Origin of the sequence: Agromyces humatus, assembly GCF_021228295.1 — a bacterium.
GTDB lineage: Bacteria > Actinomycetota > Actinomycetes > Actinomycetales > Microbacteriaceae > Agromyces > Agromyces humatus.
Genome location: NZ_JAJQPD010000008.1, coordinates 26,191 through 42,758, shown reverse-complemented (window position 1 = coordinate 42,758; position 16,568 = coordinate 26,191). Strand labels below are relative to the sequence as shown.

The 16,568-nt window shown below is 71.0% G+C and carries 14 protein-coding genes; 9 read left to right on the top strand and 5 right to left on the bottom strand.

Annotated elements, in window-relative coordinates:
- The first annotated feature begins 99 nt into the window (after positions 1 to 99).
- From LSF15_RS13945 to LSF15_RS13935, 3 genes are all read left to right on the top strand, one after another.
- A complete protein-coding gene (locus tag LSF15_RS13945) occupies positions 100 to 1,140 on the top strand; it encodes a LysR family transcriptional regulator (RefSeq protein WP_232499160.1) in 1,041 nt (346 codons plus the stop codon).
- Positions 1,141 to 1,185: 45 nt separating this feature from the next.
- The gene (locus LSF15_RS13940; protein ID WP_232499159.1) at positions 1,186 to 1,926 is read left to right on the top strand and encodes an META domain-containing protein; all 741 of its coding nucleotides are present in this window, start codon (positions 1,186 to 1,188) and stop codon (positions 1,924 to 1,926) included.
- A 71-nt stretch (positions 1,927 to 1,997) separates the two neighbouring features.
- The gene (locus tag LSF15_RS13935; protein ID WP_232499158.1) at positions 1,998 to 2,414 is read left to right on the top strand and encodes an META domain-containing protein; all 417 of its coding nucleotides are present in this window, start codon (positions 1,998 to 2,000) and stop codon (positions 2,412 to 2,414) included.
- Here LSF15_RS13935 and LSF15_RS13930 read toward each other — a convergent pair.
- Positions 2,411 to 2,893: a VOC family protein gene (locus LSF15_RS13930; RefSeq protein WP_232499157.1), complete on the bottom strand. Its 483-nt coding sequence runs from the start codon at positions 2,891 to 2,893 to the stop codon at positions 2,411 to 2,413. The two genes, LSF15_RS13935 and LSF15_RS13930, sit on opposite strands and share 4 nt — an antisense overlap.
- Positions 2,894 to 2,962: 69 nt before the next feature.
- The gene (locus tag LSF15_RS13925) at positions 2,963 to 7,159 is read right to left on the bottom strand and encodes an nSTAND1 domain-containing NTPase (protein ID WP_232499156.1); all 4,197 of its coding nucleotides are present in this window, start codon (positions 7,157 to 7,159) and stop codon (positions 2,963 to 2,965) included.
- Positions 7,160 to 7,279: 120 nt separating this feature from the next.
- On the opposite strand from LSF15_RS13925, the gene LSF15_RS13920 reads away from it, so the two are divergent.
- A complete protein-coding gene (locus LSF15_RS13920; protein WP_232499155.1) occupies positions 7,280 to 8,188 on the top strand; it encodes a TolB-like translocation protein in 909 nt (302 codons plus the stop codon).
- A 58-nt stretch (positions 8,189 to 8,246) separates the two neighbouring features.
- Here LSF15_RS13920 and LSF15_RS13915 read toward each other — a convergent pair whose 3' ends face one another.
- Positions 8,247 to 9,248, bottom strand: a complete 1,002-nt coding sequence (locus LSF15_RS13915) for a helix-turn-helix transcriptional regulator (protein ID WP_232499154.1) — start codon at positions 9,246 to 9,248, stop codon at positions 8,247 to 8,249.
- A 60-nt stretch (positions 9,249 to 9,308) separates the two neighbouring features.
- On the opposite strand from LSF15_RS13915, the gene LSF15_RS13910 reads away from it, so the two are divergent.
- The 5 genes from LSF15_RS13910 to LSF15_RS13890 all read left to right on the top strand — a co-directional run bounded on the left by LSF15_RS13910 (position 9,309) and on the right by LSF15_RS13890 (position 14,919).
- Complete coding sequence (locus LSF15_RS13910; RefSeq protein WP_232499153.1) at positions 9,309 to 10,307, top strand: ATP-binding cassette domain-containing protein; 999 nt, start codon at positions 9,309 to 9,311, stop codon at positions 10,305 to 10,307.
- 209 nt (positions 10,308 to 10,516) lie between these two features.
- Positions 10,517 to 11,341 carry an ABC transporter permease gene (locus LSF15_RS13905; RefSeq protein ID WP_232499152.1) on the top strand — a complete coding sequence of 275 codons (825 nt, stop codon included), beginning with the start codon at positions 10,517 to 10,519 and terminating at the stop codon, positions 11,339 to 11,341.
- A gap of 53 nt (positions 11,342 to 11,394) precedes the next feature.
- On the top strand, positions 11,395 to 12,534 hold the full coding sequence (locus LSF15_RS13900; protein WP_232499151.1) for a tellurite resistance/C4-dicarboxylate transporter family protein: 1,140 nt from the start codon (positions 11,395 to 11,397) through the stop codon (positions 12,532 to 12,534).
- A 70-nt stretch (positions 12,535 to 12,604) separates the two neighbouring features.
- Positions 12,605 to 14,278, top strand: coding sequence for a phytoene desaturase family protein (locus LSF15_RS13895; RefSeq protein ID WP_232499150.1), 1,674 nt, complete (start codon positions 12,605 to 12,607; stop codon positions 14,276 to 14,278).
- Positions 14,279 to 14,352: 74 nt separating this feature from the next.
- Positions 14,353 to 14,919 carry a TetR/AcrR family transcriptional regulator gene (locus tag LSF15_RS13890; protein WP_232499149.1) on the top strand — a complete coding sequence of 189 codons (567 nt, stop codon included), beginning with the start codon at positions 14,353 to 14,355 and terminating at the stop codon, positions 14,917 to 14,919.
- On the opposite strand, the gene LSF15_RS13885 is transcribed toward LSF15_RS13890, so the two are convergent.
- Positions 14,916 to 15,278, bottom strand: coding sequence for a DoxX family protein (locus tag LSF15_RS13885; RefSeq protein ID WP_232499148.1), 363 nt, complete (start codon positions 15,276 to 15,278; stop codon positions 14,916 to 14,918). The two genes, LSF15_RS13890 and LSF15_RS13885, sit on opposite strands and share 4 nt — an antisense overlap.
- A 72-nt stretch (positions 15,279 to 15,350) precedes the next feature.
- Positions 15,351 to 16,484, bottom strand: a complete 1,134-nt coding sequence (locus LSF15_RS13880; protein WP_232499147.1) for an ROK family transcriptional regulator — start codon at positions 16,482 to 16,484, stop codon at positions 15,351 to 15,353.
- Between the last annotated feature and the right edge of the window lie 84 nt (positions 16,485 to 16,568).

Sequence of the window (16,568 nt, the reverse complement as noted above, 5' to 3'; positions counted from 1 at the left end):
ATTAAGTGTGCGTCGCGACATCCGATCAGTACAGCGAATGATTCTGACGGATACTGTTCAGAGAAACCGAATGAATGAACGGATGTCCCGGAGGCAGACATGCTTGATGTGCGACGCCTGCGCCTGCTCGTCGAACTGAGCCAGCGCGGCACGCTCGCGGCCGTCGCCGAGGCCCTCTCGTACAGCCCCTCGTCGGTGTCGCAGCAGCTCAGTCAGCTCGAGCGCGAAGCGGGCGTGCCGCTGCTCGTGCAGGCGGGGCGTCGCGTGCAGCTCACGCCGCAGGCCGAGCTGCTCGTCGCCCACGCCCGCGCGGTGCTCGACCGGCTCGAAGAGGCCGAGGCCGAGGTCGCCCGCTCGCTCACCACGGTCGGCGGTACGGTGCGCATCGCCGTGTTCCAGTCGGCCGCGCACGCCGTCGTGCCGCAGGCGCTCACGCTGCTGCGCGTCGAACATCCCGAACTGCGCGTCGAGATCACCGAGCGCGAGCCCGAACTCGCGCTCTTCGACGTCGCCGCCCGCGACTTCGACCTCGTGGTGGCCGAGCAGTATCCCGGTCACACCCGCGCGCACCGCGCCGAGCTCGACCGGGTGCCGCTCGCCGCCGACGCCATCCGCCTCGCGCTGCCGCCCCACCCTGCCGGGCGGGTTGAGGAGCGCCCGACGAAGGACGCGTCTCGAAACCCCCTCGGGCAGGCCTCGGGGTTTCGAGACGGCGCTGGCGCGCCTCCTCAACCCACGGGGTCATCTCTCGGCGCCGGCGCGCCTCCTCAACCCACGGGGTCATCGCTCGCCGCCGCCGCGACACGGCCCTGGGTGCTCGAGCCCGAGGGCACCGCGTCGCGCGACTGGGCCGAGCAGCTCTGCCGCGACGCCGGGTTCGAGCCCGACGTGCGGTTCGAGACGGCCGACCTCATGGCGCACATCCGCCTCATCCGCTCGGGCAATGCCGTGGGGCTGCTGCCCGATCTCGTGTGGGCCGGCGAGGCGCCGAGCGTGACGCTCGTCGACCTGCCGGGACATCCGCTGCGCGAGGTGTTCACCTCGACCCGGCATGCCGCGGCCGTCAGGCCGGCCGTCGTCGCGTGCCGCGAGGCGCTCGCGAGGGCGGCCCGCGCGACGGCGACGCCGGCCTCCAGCTGACCTGGCTCCGTGCCAGTCGTCGGTGCCGCGAGCTAGGCTCGCAGGATGGCCGCGATTTCGTCCCGCTCCCTGCTGGCCGGCGCACTGCTGTTCGCGGCGACCGCCGTGCTCGCCGCATGCGTGAGCCCCGGCGGCTCCGCTCCCGAACCGACGCCGACGCCGACCCCGGTGCCGCAGCTCGACGCGGTCGGCGCCTGGGGCGGCCCGTCCATGGTCGGCGCACCGCCGGCGCTCGCCCTTGCCGACGACGGCACCGTCACAGGCACAGACGGCTGCAACCGCCTCGTCGGTTCGTGGGGCGACGACGGCGAGACGATCGCCTTCGAGCAGGTCGCATCGACGCGCATGGCTTGCGAGGGAGTCGACACGTGGCTCTCGGGCGTCGACACCGCGACGGTCGACGGCGACACGATGACGGTCTTCGACGGCGGCGGCGCCGAGATCGGCACCCTCGAGCGGTCGACCGACATCGACCCGAGCACGGTGCCGTCGGGCGATGCCGCCGCGTTCCTCGGCACGTGGGGCATTCCCAGCACTCCGCGCGAGCCCTCGATCACGATCAGAGCCGACGGCAGCGCGGGCGGCATGGACGGCTGCAACGAGTTCGGCGGCGAGTGGACGATCGACGGCGACACGCTCGTGTTCGGCGATGGCTTCTCGACCCAGGTCGGCTGCGACGGTATCGACTGGCTCGCCGGCCGGGCCACGGCGACCGTTTCGGGCGACACCATCACGTTCTTCGACGAGTCGGGCTCCGAGATCGGCACGCTGCCGCGCACGTCCTGAACCCAGCGGTGACACCCTGATCGAGACCCGAATCCGTGGCGGCATGTGGCCCTCGGGACTACCCTGCGACCATGGCTGGAATTCGGAAGATCTCGATCGCCGGCGGGGCCGTGTTCGCCCTGCTCGTGCTGGCGGGCTGCGCCGGTGTTCAAGGCGAGGCGCAGGGCGGTTCGGTCGACCCGGCGGGCACGTGGGGCGACACGTCCAACTCGAGCGTGCCCTCACTCGAACTGGCCGACGACGGCACCCTGAGCGGCACCGACGGCTGTAACACGCTGAACGGCTCGTGGAGTGTCGACGAGGCCGACCACGTGCAGTTCGAGGACGTCGCGACGACGCTCATGGCCTGCGAAGACGTCGACACGTGGCTCTCGGGCCTGAGCGAGGCGACCATCGCGGGCGACACGATGACCGTGCTCGGTCAGGACGGCGCCGAGATCGGCACCCTCGACCGCAGCGGCGGCGGCGACGCGCCCTCGGGGTACTAGGCCGGCCCCAGACCGGCGGCACCGTCGAGTTCGGGGTCGTAACCGACCACTGCATCTCCGGCAGGTCGCACCTCGTGCATCCACGGCGTGTAGCTCACGCCGACGAGCAGTCCCTCGGGGCTCATGAGGCGCGAGGTCGTCTGCCCCCACGGCTCCTCGTGCGCGCCGACCAGGATCTCATGTCCGCCCGCGCGGAGCTCGTCGACCGCCTCGGCCACGGCCTGCGGCGAGGCGACGTCGAACTCGATCCACGCCTGCGGCACAGGGCGGCCTGCCGGCCACTCGGCAGTGCCGAAGGTCGCCTCGGCGGCCTGGCTCAGCGGCCAGATGGCGAAGGCGTTGACGCCGGGAAGCCGCTCGGTGTGGAAGTAGCCGCTGTCCTCGCTGAAGGGGATGCCGAACGCCCCGCCCCAGAACTCGGACGAAGAGGCGTCGGCGCCGCCGATTGGACCGAACCCTGCCACGAATGCGATGTCCATGCGGTAAGCCAACGCCCTGCCGCCGACATCCGCAACGGTGCGCTGCCCTCGACACGGCTCGTGATCCGCCTATCGCGCACCAGCGAGGCCCGTGAGCCCCCCGCAGGTCGGCCGATACTCGCGCGCGCCGAACGCATCCTGCCATTCCGACGCGGTGAGGTCGCGGCCGGCGACGGTGCATGCGTGCCGCGCCCACAGCCCGGGATCGGTATCGAACTCGGCGACCGAGCCGTCGGCGTAGCCGATCCGGAGCATCGTGGCATCGCTGAACACCCCGTGTGCCGCCATGCTCGGCTGCGCCGATGAGAGGCGGGCGAAGGGCACAGCGGAATCGCCTGACGAGACGACGACCTCGCCGTCGTACCCGAGGCTGATGAGCGATTCGCCGTCGCCGGTGAAGACGACCCACGACACGGGCCCTTGGTGGATGGGCTCCGTCGAGCCGTACACGACCTCGCCGGTGGCGATGTCCAAGACCCCGAGGTCACCGTCGCGACCGCCGAACGCGTACCGCGATCCGTCGGGGCTGAACGCGGCACGGACGCCCCACGAGTCGAGCTCGACGCGACGCAGGATCGCACCGTCGTTCACATCCGCGAACACCACCTCGGTGCCCGACCCGGTGTCGATTCCCTGCGAGGTCACCGCAACGACACCGTCGGCCGCGCGGATGCCGGTCGCCGGCACACCGACATCGATCGTCGGTCGCAGCTGTTCGAGCGTGCGGGCGTCGAGAATGCGCACGTCGCCCGAACGCTCGGCCACGACCACGCTCCGGCCGTCGGGGGTGAACGCGAGCGCACCGCCGTTCGCCGCACCCGGGTCGCTCCTCGCGACGAGCTCGCCGGTCGGGGCATCCCACAGTTCGGCGACCCCGCTGCCGGTCACGGTTGCGAAGCGATCGCCGTCGGGATGGAAGGCCGCCCACCGGGCGGTCCCGGAGGGGATCGAGCGAACCACGCCCGTCGTCACCTCGATGAGATCCACGCTCGTCTCGCCCATCACCACGACGCGCTCCCCATGCGGAGCCACGAACGGCACGCCGGCGACCACGTGCTCGAGCGGGCGCTCAGTCAGGACCTCGCGGAACAGGCCGGAGTCGCCGGTGAGGTCCCATTCGATGACCGCACCGTCCGCTCCCGCGGTGAAGAGGGCACCGGACGGCCCGAACTCGACGCCGTGCACCGCCCCGACATGGGCTTCGAGAACATGGTTCCGCTCACCTGTGCGGGCGTCCCACACCATCGCGGTGTGATCGTTCCCCACTGTCGCGACGAGGGCGCCGTCGGGGCTGAACGCGGCATCCCGCACGTGGGCGGTGTGCCCGACGAGCTCGATGGTCGCCCCGGTGGCGGTGTCCTGGAGGAGCGCCTCGTTCCCGGTGCCGACGAGTGCGATCGAATGGCCATCGGGGCTGACGCCGAGAAGGCCGAGCCCGCCGTACGTGGCCCTGGCCTCCCCGGTCGCGGTGTCGAAGGCGACCGTGGAGCCGTAACCGCTCGCATAGAGCGTCTGCCCGTCGGGTGCGAACTCGACAGTGCCGAACACGAAGCGGTCGGGGGTCAGGGCCGGGTTCTCCCCGAGCTCGGTCAGATCCATGACGACGGCGGGCGCGTCGAGTTCGTCGGCGTGCCACACCGCGATGTTGCCCGGCGCCGGATACCACGGGATCGGCGCGATGGCGGCGATCATGGCGGCATCGTGGGAGAACGACACGTCGGCGACGGGCAGCGGGAAGCCGCCCAGCCGCGTGCCCTGCCCGCTGAGGTCGTCGGCGTCGACCAACCGTACGGCGACGTCGCGGCAGTCGGCGAACCAGCACTCCACGTTGACCGACGACACCGCGACGCTTCGGCCGTCGGGGCTGAGTTCGGCGTCGATATACGATGTGCCTTCGTCGCTGAGGCCGGCGATGGGCGCTCGGCCTTCGGTCTCGATGAGGGCGAGGTTCTCGAGACTGTCCACCACCACCGCACGACTCGTGTCGGACGAGAGATCGAAGTGGATGATCGGCGCATCCCCGCTGCGGATGACGCGGGACGCGAGCGGACTGCGCTGGAGCGTGTTGAGCAGGCTTCCCCGTGTCTCGACGCTGTCCCACAGGCCGATCGCCTCGGTCGCCAGCAGGAGTGCACGATCGTACGGCCGGTCGACGAGGGCGCGTGCCGAGATGCGGCGCGCCTCGGCGACCAACGCGCGATCGTCGGCCCGCTGACGCTCGATGAAGGCGAAGGCCGCCGCCCCGGCGGCCACGAGGGCGAGGACGGCGGCGCCCGCGGCGAGCCGCCGCAACCAGGCGACGCTCCGCTTCTCCCTGGCCAGCTGAAGTGTCGCGGCCCGCAGGTCGGCCTGCTCGCGCCCGACCGAGGCATCGAGGAATGACTCCTCGATCGAGGTGAGCTCGGGAGATGCGGCATCCCGCCACGCGAGCGCGGCGCTGAGCCGCGCTCCACGGTACAGCTCGCTGTCTGGACGCGACATGGCATCCCAGGCCTCGGCCGTCGCGGTGAGGTGCCGGAGGATGCGCTGCCCGTCGACGTCCTGCTCCAGCCACTCCGTCAGGCGCGGCCATGCCCGTGCGAGTGCTTCATGCGCGACCTCGACGGTGCCGTCGTCGCTCGTGAGCAGACGTGCGTCGACCAGGAGGCGCACGAGTTCGGCACGACGAGGATCGGAGGCGACGACGTCGAGCGGCATCCTGCGGCGAGTCGGAAGCGACTGAGGCGTGGCATCGACCAGACGCAGCAGCAGTGATTGAAGACGCGCTCGCTGCTCGTCGGAAAGCTCGCCGTAGAGCTGCTCGGCGGTCTGCGCCACGGCGCCGCTGATGCCGCCGGCCTCCGCATATCCCGAGACCGTGAGTGTGCGGCCCTCACGACGCAGCCACGTCTGCCGGAGTGCGTGCGAGAGCAACGGCAGCGCACCGGGTTCGTCTGCGACGTCACGCAGCAGCAGATCGACGAGACCGGGTTCGAGCAGCAGACCCGCCTGACGCGCAGGCCGCTCGATCACGCTGCGCAGCCCGTCTGCGTCGAGCGGCCCGAGCAGCACGAGGTTCCGCTCGACGAGTCGGGCGAACTCGGGGTGATTCGCCAGGTCGCCCAGCCGGTCGGCGCGCAGTGTGATGACGAGGAGGTCATGTGAGAACGACTCCGCGAGGGTGCGGAAGAACAGTCCTCGCTCGGCGAGGTCCTGGCAGAGCACCAGCGCTTCCTCGCACTGATCGACGATCAGCGCGCGAGGACCGGAAGAGATGCCGGCCTCGAGCGCCGCCATCGGCCGCGCACCGGGTGTGATCACCGAGACGGTTCTGCCCTGCGCCCGCAGGGCTGCGGCGACCCCCGCCCGCGCGAGGGAGGACTTGCCGACGCCCGACGGCCCCGCGATGACGAGGACGCCCGATTCCGCGAGAGCGGGCAGCCATGACCGCAGCTCGCGCTCTCGACCGAAGAACAGGTCGGCATCGTCGAGTCCGGCCGGGACGAGCCCGAAGTAGGGGCATTCGCGACTGGGGGGTGTCGAGACCTCGCCGACGTGCAGGGCGGAGTCGTGGCGCAGGATCGCCCGCTCGAGCTCAACGAGATCGGGCCCGGGATCGAGCCCGAGCTCTTCCACGAGGGTCGCGCGAGCGTCACGGAGCGTCTGGAGGGCGTCGCTTTGCCGGCCCGCCCGGTACTGGGCCTGGGCAAGCAATGCCCAGCGCTTCTCTCGCAACGGCTCCTGCGCAACGAGTGACTGCGCCTCCCCGATCACCTCGCCCAGCGCTCCGACCTCGAGGCGCGCGGTGACGAGGGCCTCCTCGGTGTCGTCGCGCAACTCCTCCAGGGCGGTCGCCTCGACGCGCACGAGCGAGGCTTCGTCGGAATCGCTGTACGCCCGCCCGCGCCAGAGCTCGAGCGCCTCGGCGAACACGTGGACGGCGCGGTCGGGCTCGCCCAGCTGCTGAAGCTCATGCCCGCGCGCCACTCGCTGCCGGAAGCGGACGGCGTCGATCTCCACGCGCTCGACGACCAGGCGGTAGGCGGAGCCGACCGTCTCGATCGCGCCCGCGCCGCCCAGCGCGCGCCGCAGGCGCATCACGCAGCCGGGAACGACCTTCGTCCATGATGCCGGCGGCGCGTCGCGCCAGAGCGCGTCGGCGAGCTCTGACGCCGAGACGGTTTCGCCTGCCCGCGCGACGAGCGCGGCGAGCACCACGCGATCCCGCGGGGAGAGCGCGACCGCTCCACCGCCCACGGTCACCGGCCCGAGTACGCCGATCTCCACGCGTCCACTCTGGAGCGCCGGCCGATATCCGTCAATGGGGTCGTTAACAGGCTGATAACGGATTGCGCTCGACTGGTTCCGCAGCGTTCGCTGCCCCGACCCGAGAAGAGGGGAATCGACATGCTCGGCAACAGAAGAAGGCTCGCGTTCGCCGCGGTCGCGACGGCGATCGTCATCGGAGCGCTCGTCACCGCGCCGGCGCACGCCGCCCAGGGCGGAAGCGATGGCTGGGGACCGTCCGTGCCTGTCTCAGCGGTGAACGCGCCAGGCGCCGACGGCTGCCCGATCGAGTCTCCCGACGGGAAGAGCCTGTACATCGCCTCGACGCGCGAAGGCGGCGACAACGACATCTGGGTGGCGACCCGCGAGAGCGCGATGACGCCGTTCGGCGCACCGACAATGCTGCCCGAGCCCGTGAACGGCCCCGCCCAGGACTTCTGCCCGACACCGCTGCCCGGCAACGAGCTGCTGTTCGTCTCCACGCGCGGCGGCACCGACGCATACGGCACCGTCGCATGCGGACTCGGCGACATCTACATCACGTCGCAGAACCCGGCCAGCGGTGCGTGGGCACCACCCCGCAACCTCGGGTGCGCGCCCGACGGGCCGAACCTGCCCGGCATGGAGTACGGACCGTCACTGGCGAGCGGGCCGGGCGGACTGTCGCTCTACTTCTCGAGCGGCGCGCCCATCCCGGGAGGCACGCAGGAGATCTACGTGAGCAGGATGATCGGCGACTTCCGGTTCACGGCGCCCACGCCGGTCGCGGAGCTCAATTCCGGTGCTGACGACATCATGCCCAACGTGCTTCCCGGAGCCCGGGAGATCGTCTTCGCATCGTCTCGACCCGGGAGCGCCGGCATGGACATCTACTCCTCCGTGCGCGGACCCGATGGCGCCTGGCAGCCGCCGGTCGAGCTCGGCCCGAACGTGAACACCGGCGGATCGGAAACACGACCGTCACTGTCGCGCGATGGTCACCGGCTGTACTTCGGCCGTGACGGCGACATCTTCGTCGCCACGAGGTGAGACGCCCCCAACAGGTGCCCCGGCGGTCGTCCCGACGACGGCCGGGGCGCCGCCGTGTTCAGGGGCCGTTGAGGTCCTCGGCGAGGGCCGCCGAGGAGAACCGCTCGCCCTGTTCCGCGAGGAACGCGAGCACGTCGGCGTGCGCCTCGACGCGATAGCGGATGCCCCGGGGCAGCCACATGAGCACCAGGAACAGACTCTCGACGGCGTCGGACTCGAGCGGCCACACGCACTGCGCCGGCCCGTCGGGCACCACGTCGCGACCGTACCAACCGAGGTAGTCGGTGAGTTCGGCCGCGGGCATCGCGATCACGACGCGAGCCCTCACGCTGCGCGCCCGCCAGCGCAAGGCGCGCTCGACTCGGGTGCGCGCCTCGTCGTCGCTCATCGGCCGGGGCTCGAACTGCACCCGGGTCTGGAACACCTCGCTCATGCGGTCGAGCCGGAATGTGCGCCAGTCGTCGCGATCACGGTCCCAGGCGAGCAGGTACCAGCGACGGGCCACCGGCACGAGCCGGTAGGGCTCGATCGAACGAGTGGATGCCTCGCCCGCGGCATCCGTGTACCTGAATCGCAGCCGCTCGGAATCGCGACAGGCCAGCGCGAGTAGGCCGAGCAGTTCGGCGTCGACCTCGGGCGTCGGCCGCCCGCCGGTCCCCGCAGCGCCCGCCCCGACCGTCGCGTGCGAGGCGAGCGCGTCGATGCGGCGCCGCAGTGCAGGCGGCAACACCTGCTCGATCTTCGCGAGGGCGCTGAGCGTCGTGTGCTCGGCGCCGCGCAGCCCGGCGGTCGCCTGCGAGCGCAGGCCCACCGCGATCGCGACGCCCTCGTCGTCGCTGAGCAGCAGCGGCGGCAGGCCGGTGCCGGCCTCGAGGCGGTAGCCGCCCGCACTCCCCCGCATCGACTCGATCCCGTAGCCGAGCTCGCGCAGCCGCTCGACGTCGCGGCGCAGCGTGCGCTCGCTCACGCCCAGGCGGCCGACGAGTTCGCGCGCCGACCAGTGCCGGTGGCTCTGCAGCAATGAGAGGAGTTCGAGGGTTCTCGAGGTCGTGGCGGCCATGGCTCAAGTATCTCGTTCATCAGGACAAGAAGTGACCGGATGCCTCGGAAGACTGCAGGCATGACGAACCGAACGAACCAGATGATCACCGCACAGGGCCTCACGAAGACGTTCCGCTCGAAGGGACAGACCGTCGAGGCCGTCCGTTCCGTCGACCTGTCCGTCGACGCCGGCGAGCTCGTCGCCTTCCTCGGCCCGAACGGCGCCGGCAAGTCGACGACGCTGCGCATGCTCACGACCCTGCTGCCGCCGACCGCCGGCGAGGCGATCGTGGCCGGCTGCGACATCCGCACCGATCCCGCCGGCGTGCGCCGCCGCATCGGCTACGTCGGCCAGGGCAACTCGGGCGGACACACCCAGCGTGTGCGCGACGAGCTGCACGCGCAGGGCGCGTTCTACGGCATGGGCCGCCGCGAGACGCGTGCGCGTGCTGCCGAGCTCATCGAGTCGCTCGAGCTCGACCAGGTCGCGAACCGCACGGTGCAGTCCCTGTCGGGCGGGCAGAAGCGGCGACTCGACATCGCGCTCGGACTCATCCACCGGCCCGAGCTGCTCTTCCTCGACGAGCCGTCGACGGGCCTCGACCCGCACTCGCGCGCGAACCTGTGGGAGCACATCGTCGACCTGCGCCGGGCGACCGGCACGACGATCTTCCTCACGACCCACTACCTCGATGAGGCCGACCAGCTCGCCGAGCGCGTCATGGTCATGGACCACGGCGCCGTCATCGCCGACGACACCGCGGGCTCGCTCAAGAACTCGCTCGCGGGCGACCGCGTCACGCTCACGTTCGAGACGCCATCGGATGCCGCGACCGCGGCCGCGCGCATCGGCGGCGAGGTCGACGGGGTCGATGCCCGCGTGGTGGCCGTCACCGCGCCGGGCGGAGATCGGGCCCTGCCCCGGTACATCCGCTCGCTCTCGGACGCCGGTCTCGAGGCCGTCGCCGCAACGCATCGCCAGCCCACGCTCGACGACGTCTTCCTCGCGCTCACGGGCCGGAGTCTCCGCGAGGAGGCCGCCGCCGCGGCATCCGCCGAGCCGGCCCTCGCGGGTTGAGGAGCGAGCACAGCGAGTTGAGGAGCGAGCGCAGCGAGCGTCCCGAAACCCCACCCCCGCCCACCCATCCCGCCCAACTCACCCCCAATGCAGGAAGACACGCCGTAGGAGCACCCCGAGTCCGCCTCCGCAACGGCGCGTCGCCTGAAACTTCCTGCGCTGGCAACCAGAACGACCGCACGACCGATCACAACTCGGAAGGAAATCCAATGAACACCATCAGCCCCGCCTCGACCGCCGTCGCGGCCGAGAACGATCGCCCCGCGGCATCCGCACGCCCCACCGGCTTCGTGCGCGACACGGCCGCGGTTTTCGTGCGCGAGTCGCGACCGCTCGTGCGCGACCCGTTCAGCGTCATGTTCTCGCTCGTGCAGCCACTCGTCTTCCTCGGCCTGTTCGGGCCCCTGCTCGTCGGCGCGGCCGGCGGCGATGTCGCCGGAACCCTGCAGTGGTTCGTTCCCGGCATTCTCGTGATGGTCGCGCTGTTCGGTACCGCGTCGACCGGCGCGAACCTGCTCTTCGAGATGCAGACAGGCTCGCACGAACGGACCCTGGTGGCGCCGCTCTCACGAAGCGCCCTGCTCGTCGGCCGAGCACTCAAAGAGGTCGTGCCGCTGACCATCCAGGGAACGATCGTCGTGCTCGTCGCCGTGCCGTTCGGGTTCAGCCTCGACGCGGCGGGGCTCATCGCCGGCCTCGCGGTGCTCGCCGTCTTCGGCATCGGGTTCGGTGCCCTCAGCTACACGCTCGCCCTCGCCTGCCGCAACCGCGACTGGATGTTCTGGATGGTGCACCAGACGCTGCTGTTCCCGCTGATGATCCTCTCGGGCATGCTGCTGCCGCTCGAAGACGGTCCCGCGTGGATGCAGGTCGCCGCCGCGGTGAACCCCTTGAGCTACCTCGTCGGTGCCGAGCGGGCGCTGCTCGCGGGCGACTTCGGGGCTGCGGCGGTCGTCGGCGGCATCATCGCCGCGGCCGCGACCTGCGCGATCGGCGTGGTGGTCGGCGTGCGGGCGATGCGCCGGGCGCGTTAGCGCGGCCGGGCCGGCCCTGCCCGGGCCGGCCTGCCCGGCGATACCCTGAGGGCGTGTCCACGCTGCACGCCAGACCGAATCCCGAGGGCAGCACCCTGCTCGCCCGAGCCGATGCGGCGGTGAGCGGACTCACCCCGGGGTACTTCGCACTGGTCATGGCGAGCGGCATCCTCTCAGTGGCGATGCACACCAACGAGGTGATGGCGCTCTCGAGGCTGCTGCTCGTCATCGCCGCTGTCGCGTACGTCACCCTGATCGCCCTGAACATCGTTCGTCTCTTGCGGCACCGCGGGGCCATGGCAGCGGACTTCGCGGATCCGGCGCGCGCGTTCGGCTACTTCACGTTCGTGGCAGCCAGCTGCGTGCTGGGCAGTCGGCTGGGTCTCGAGGGACTCAACTCCCTCTCGGTCGGGCTGCTGCTGATCGCCTCACTGGCGTGGATCGTGCTGGGCTACACGGTGCCGTGGACGGCCGTGCTCGGCCGGCGCACGGTGCTGGCGCTGGGCACGGCGAACGGCACCTGGTTCATCTGGGCCGTGGCCAGTCAGTCCATCGCCATGCTTGCGGCCACGCTGCAGGTGGAACTGACTCCGTCATGGCGCCCGGCGCTGGCGCTCCTCGCGGTGTTCTCATGGTCGGTCGGCACCTTCCTGTACTGCGCGGTGGGCGTCTTCGTGGGGGTGCGGATGCTGGCCTACCCGTTCCGCCCGGCCGATCTCACCCCGCCGTACTGGGTCGCGATGGGCGCGACCGCGATCACGGTCGTCGCCGGCGCGCGCATCGTCGAGATGGCCGATGCCCCGATGGTCGACGCGACCCGCGGGCTCATCGCCGGCGCCTCCGTGTTCTTCTGGGCCTTCGGCACGTGGCTCATCCCGCCGCTCGTGATCGCGGGATACTGGCGCCACGTACGCCACCGTGTGCCATTGCGATACGAGCCGACGATGTGGAGCATCGTCTTCCCACTCGGCATGTACGGCGTCGGGTCGCAGTTCCTCGGCGACGTCGACCATCTCCCCATCGTGCAGGCGATCGGCTTCGGCTGGACCTGGCTCGCCCTCGCCGCCTGGATCGTCACGTTCACGGCGATGCTCGTCACGATCTGGCGCACCGTGCTGCGCAGGCCACCTCCACCTCAACCTCCACCTCCACCACCTCCACCCGTTCCGGGGGTGCATTCGCGCCAGATGTAGGGCCGATCGACACTCCAGATGGCGGGAAAGCACCCCCGGAAGGCACTTGCGGTTCGATTACGCTCGATGGATGCCTCAGCCCCACGACGTCGTGATCCTCGGCGGTGGCCACAACGGCCTCACCGCTGCCGCCTACCTCGCCCGCGCCGGACGCTCGGTGCTGCTGCTCGAACGCGACGACCACCTCGGCGGCGCGGCGGTCTCGGCGCAGGCGTTCGAGGGTGTCGACGCACGGCTGTCGCGCTACTCGTACCTCGTGAGCCTGCTGCCGCAGCGCATCATCGACGACCTCGGACTCGATGTGCGGCTGGTGCGTCGGCGCTACTCGTCGTACACCCCCGATCCGACCGACCCCGCACGGGGTCTGCTCATCGACAACGAGGCCGGGCCCGAGGCATCCGTCGCCGCCTTCGCGCGCGTCGACGCGGCCGATGACGCCGGCGCCTGGGACGCGTTCTACGCCGACACCGCTCGACTCGCCGATCGGCTCTTCCCGACCCTCACCGAGCCGCTGCCGACGCGCGCCGAGGCGCGCACTCTCGTCGGCGACGACCGCATCTGGCAGGAGTTCGTCGACCGCCCCCTCGGCGAGACCGTCGACGCGCGATTCACCAACGACCTCGTGCGGGGCGTCGTCGCGACCGACGGGTTGATCGGCACGTTCACCGACCTCGACGACCCCGCACTCGACGCGAACCGCTGCTTCCTGTACCACGTCATCGGCGGCGGCACGGGCGACTGGGATGTCCCGGTCGGCGGCATGGGCGCGGTCACCGGCGAGCTCGCCCGGGCCGCGCGCGAGGCGGGTGCCGACCTCGTCACCGGCGCCGGGGTGCTCGGCGTCTCGGGTGAGGGTCACGTGCGCTACCGCGTCGACGGCGCCGAGCACACGATCACCGCCACGACCGTGCTCGCCAACGTCGCCCCGGCCGTGCTCGAGCGGTTGCTCGACGCGGGTGCGTCGGCTCCGATCGCCCCCGAGGCGCCCGGCATCGCCCCGCGAGACGAGCCGCCGTTCAGCGACGAGTCGCTCTCGATCCCCGCCGTCGTGCGCGAGCGCCTGCGCCGCCTGGCCGTGCCCGAGGGCGCACAGGTGAAGGTCAACCTGCTGCTCACGCGGCTGCCCCGGCTGCGCGACAGCGCGGTCGCCCCCGAGGCGGCGTTCGCCGGCACGTTCCACATCAACGAACTCGAGACGCAGCTCGACCGGGCGTATGCCACGGCCGCGCGCGGCGAGATCCCGTCACCGCTGCCGTGCGAGATCTACTGCCACACCCTGAGCGACCCGTCGATCCTCGCACCCGAGCTCGTGGCATCCGGCATGCACACCCTCACCGTCTTCGGGCTGCACGCACCCGACCGCCTCGTCGAGCGCTTCGGCAACGACGCGCTGCGCGAACGCTTGCAGGCGGCCGTCATCGAGTCCCTGAATTCGGTGCTCGCCGAGCCGATCGAGAGCGTGATCGCGACGGATGCCTCGGGCCGGCCCTGTATCGAGACGAAGACCACGCACGATCTCGAGGAGGCGTTGCGCATGCCGGGCGGCAACATCTTCCACGGGCCGCTGTCGTGGCCATGGGCCGAAGACGATGCGCCACTCACGACTCCCGCCGAACGATGGGGCGTGGCGACGCAGCACCCGCGCATCCTGCTCTGCGGCTCGGGCGCGGTCCGCGGCGGCGCCGTCAGCGGCATCGGCGGACACAATGCCGCGATGGCCGTGCTCGAGGCATCCGGCGCCTGAGCGGCCGAGCGCGCCCGCGCCCGCGCTCGCGCTCGCGCTCGCCGGCGACCATACCTTCGGGTACGGTGGCGGGTATGTCCACGACTCGGCAACGCTGGCTCGACGAGGGTCTCGCCGTGCTCGCCGACGAGGGTGAGGCCGGGCTTCGCATCGATCGCATCGCGGCGCGCATCGGACTCACCAAGGGCTCGTTCTTCCACCACTTCGACGGCGCTCCCGGGTACCGTGAGGCGCTGCTCGCCGAGTACGAGCGGCGGACCCTCGGCGCCCTCGCCGACGCCATCGAAGCACGTCGCGGCGACCAGACCCGCGATACGCTCGCGTGGCTGACCGAGCTCGCAACGTCTCGGCCCGAGTCGATCCGGCGACCCGGGCTCGACCTCGCCGTGCGGGCATGGGCCGCCGTCGACCCCGTCGCCCGCGCGGCCCAGGCGCGCATCGATGCCGCGGTCATCGATGCGTTGCAGGCCGCGTGGCGCCCAGCCGTCGACTCCGATGCAGCCGCCCGCACCGCGGCGCTCGTGCCCTACCTCGTGTCACTCGGCGCCGCGATGACGATTCCGCCGATCGCACCCGACGACCTGCGCCGGGTCTACGAGCTGTTGCTCGAGGCGGTGCCCGGCGACGCGGCGACCGGTTAGAGCACGAAGCTCCACAGCATCGTCGCGACGCAGATCACCAGCATGCCCGTCGCGTTCACGAACAGGTTGCGCCCGAAGTCTCGTGCGCGCAGGTGCATGCTGATCGCCACGACGAAATAGGCGATGAGCGCCCCGCAGGTCACGGCGCCGAGATACGGGATCCAGAGGCCCGCGATGAGGCCGAGGGCGGCCGCGAACTTGATGGGGGTCATGATCCACCACCAGCGACGTGGAAAGTGCACGTCGTCGAAGCACTCGGCCACGAAGGCGACCGGCTTGTAGCTGATGATGCCGTCGACCAGCTGGATCGCCGCGAGCACGACGACCGGCCAGATCGGGTCGGGCAGCAGGCCGTTCATACTACATACCATACCGTATGGTATGCTCCATCGGCAACCGTCGGCCCACCAGCACCGCAGTCGGGCTCGGACTCAGCCGGCCAGTGCGACACCCGGATGGTTCCACCGAACGCCGAGCGTCGACATGAGGGCATGCTGGGCCGCACCGAGGAACGGGTCGGTCGGACGTGCGTAGCGGACGGCGACCGGGCCGGCGCCCTTCGCGCGGTACAGATCCAACTCGTCCTGCAGCATGCTGAGGAAGTCGGGGCCGAGAGATGGCGCAGCACCGCCGATGACCACGTCGTCGGGATCGAGCATTGCCGCGAGCATGCGCAGCGCGCGGGCGAACGCCGACGCGCCCGCGGCCAGCCGCGCCCGGATGTAGGGGTCGTAGACGAGCCTCGCGATCTCGTCGGCGGTCAGTTCATCGCGGAACTCGTCGCCGATCATGGCGCTCATCGACGCGGCGGACTCGAGGCAGCCGTAGAGCCCGCAACGGCACTGTGCGCGCTCGCCCTCGAACACGACGCGGACATGCCCGATCTCGCCGGCGCGGGCCGACGCGCCCCGAAGCAGCTCGCCGCGATGCACGACGGCGGCACCGATGCCCTCGCCGAGGTGCACGAACAGTTGCACGCCCTCTCGCATGCGCTCATCGATCAGCTCTCCGAGCGCCTCAGCGTGGGCGTCGTTGATGACGTGCGTGGGAGCACCGACCGCCTCCTCGACGAGTTCACCGAGGGCGAGCTCGAACCATCCGAGTTGCACGCTCTCGACGACGACCCGCGATTCGGCGGCGCCCGGGACCTGGATGCCCACAGCGAGCAGCTGTTCGCAGTGGCTGCTCGCGAGGCGCTCGACGAATTCGACGACGTCGTCGGGTCGCACGTCGGACTCGAAGTCGGCACGGTCCTCGGCGAGCTTCTCGCCGGCGAGGTTGAACACGGAGCCCATGATCAGGTGCGGTCGCACCCGCACGGCGATGATCTCGTGCCCCCGCTCGGCCGCTCTCAGCAGCGTGGCCCGCTTGCCTCCGGTGCTCGACGCCTGCCCGACCTCGTCGACGAACCCCGACTGCTCGAGCTCGGCGATCAGCGATGAGACCGTGGCCGAGGTCAGACCGGTCTCTCGCGCGATCTTCGCGCGCGTCGCCGTTCCGCCGTCGCGGACCACGATCTGGAGCGCGCGACGCAGGTTCTGGTGACGGAGGTCCGCGCGAGCCATCAGGGGATGCATCGGATCGATGTTACTCGCGCGCGACCACGACGCGTGCCGAACCGAACGACCTACTTCGAGCCCTTCGACGCC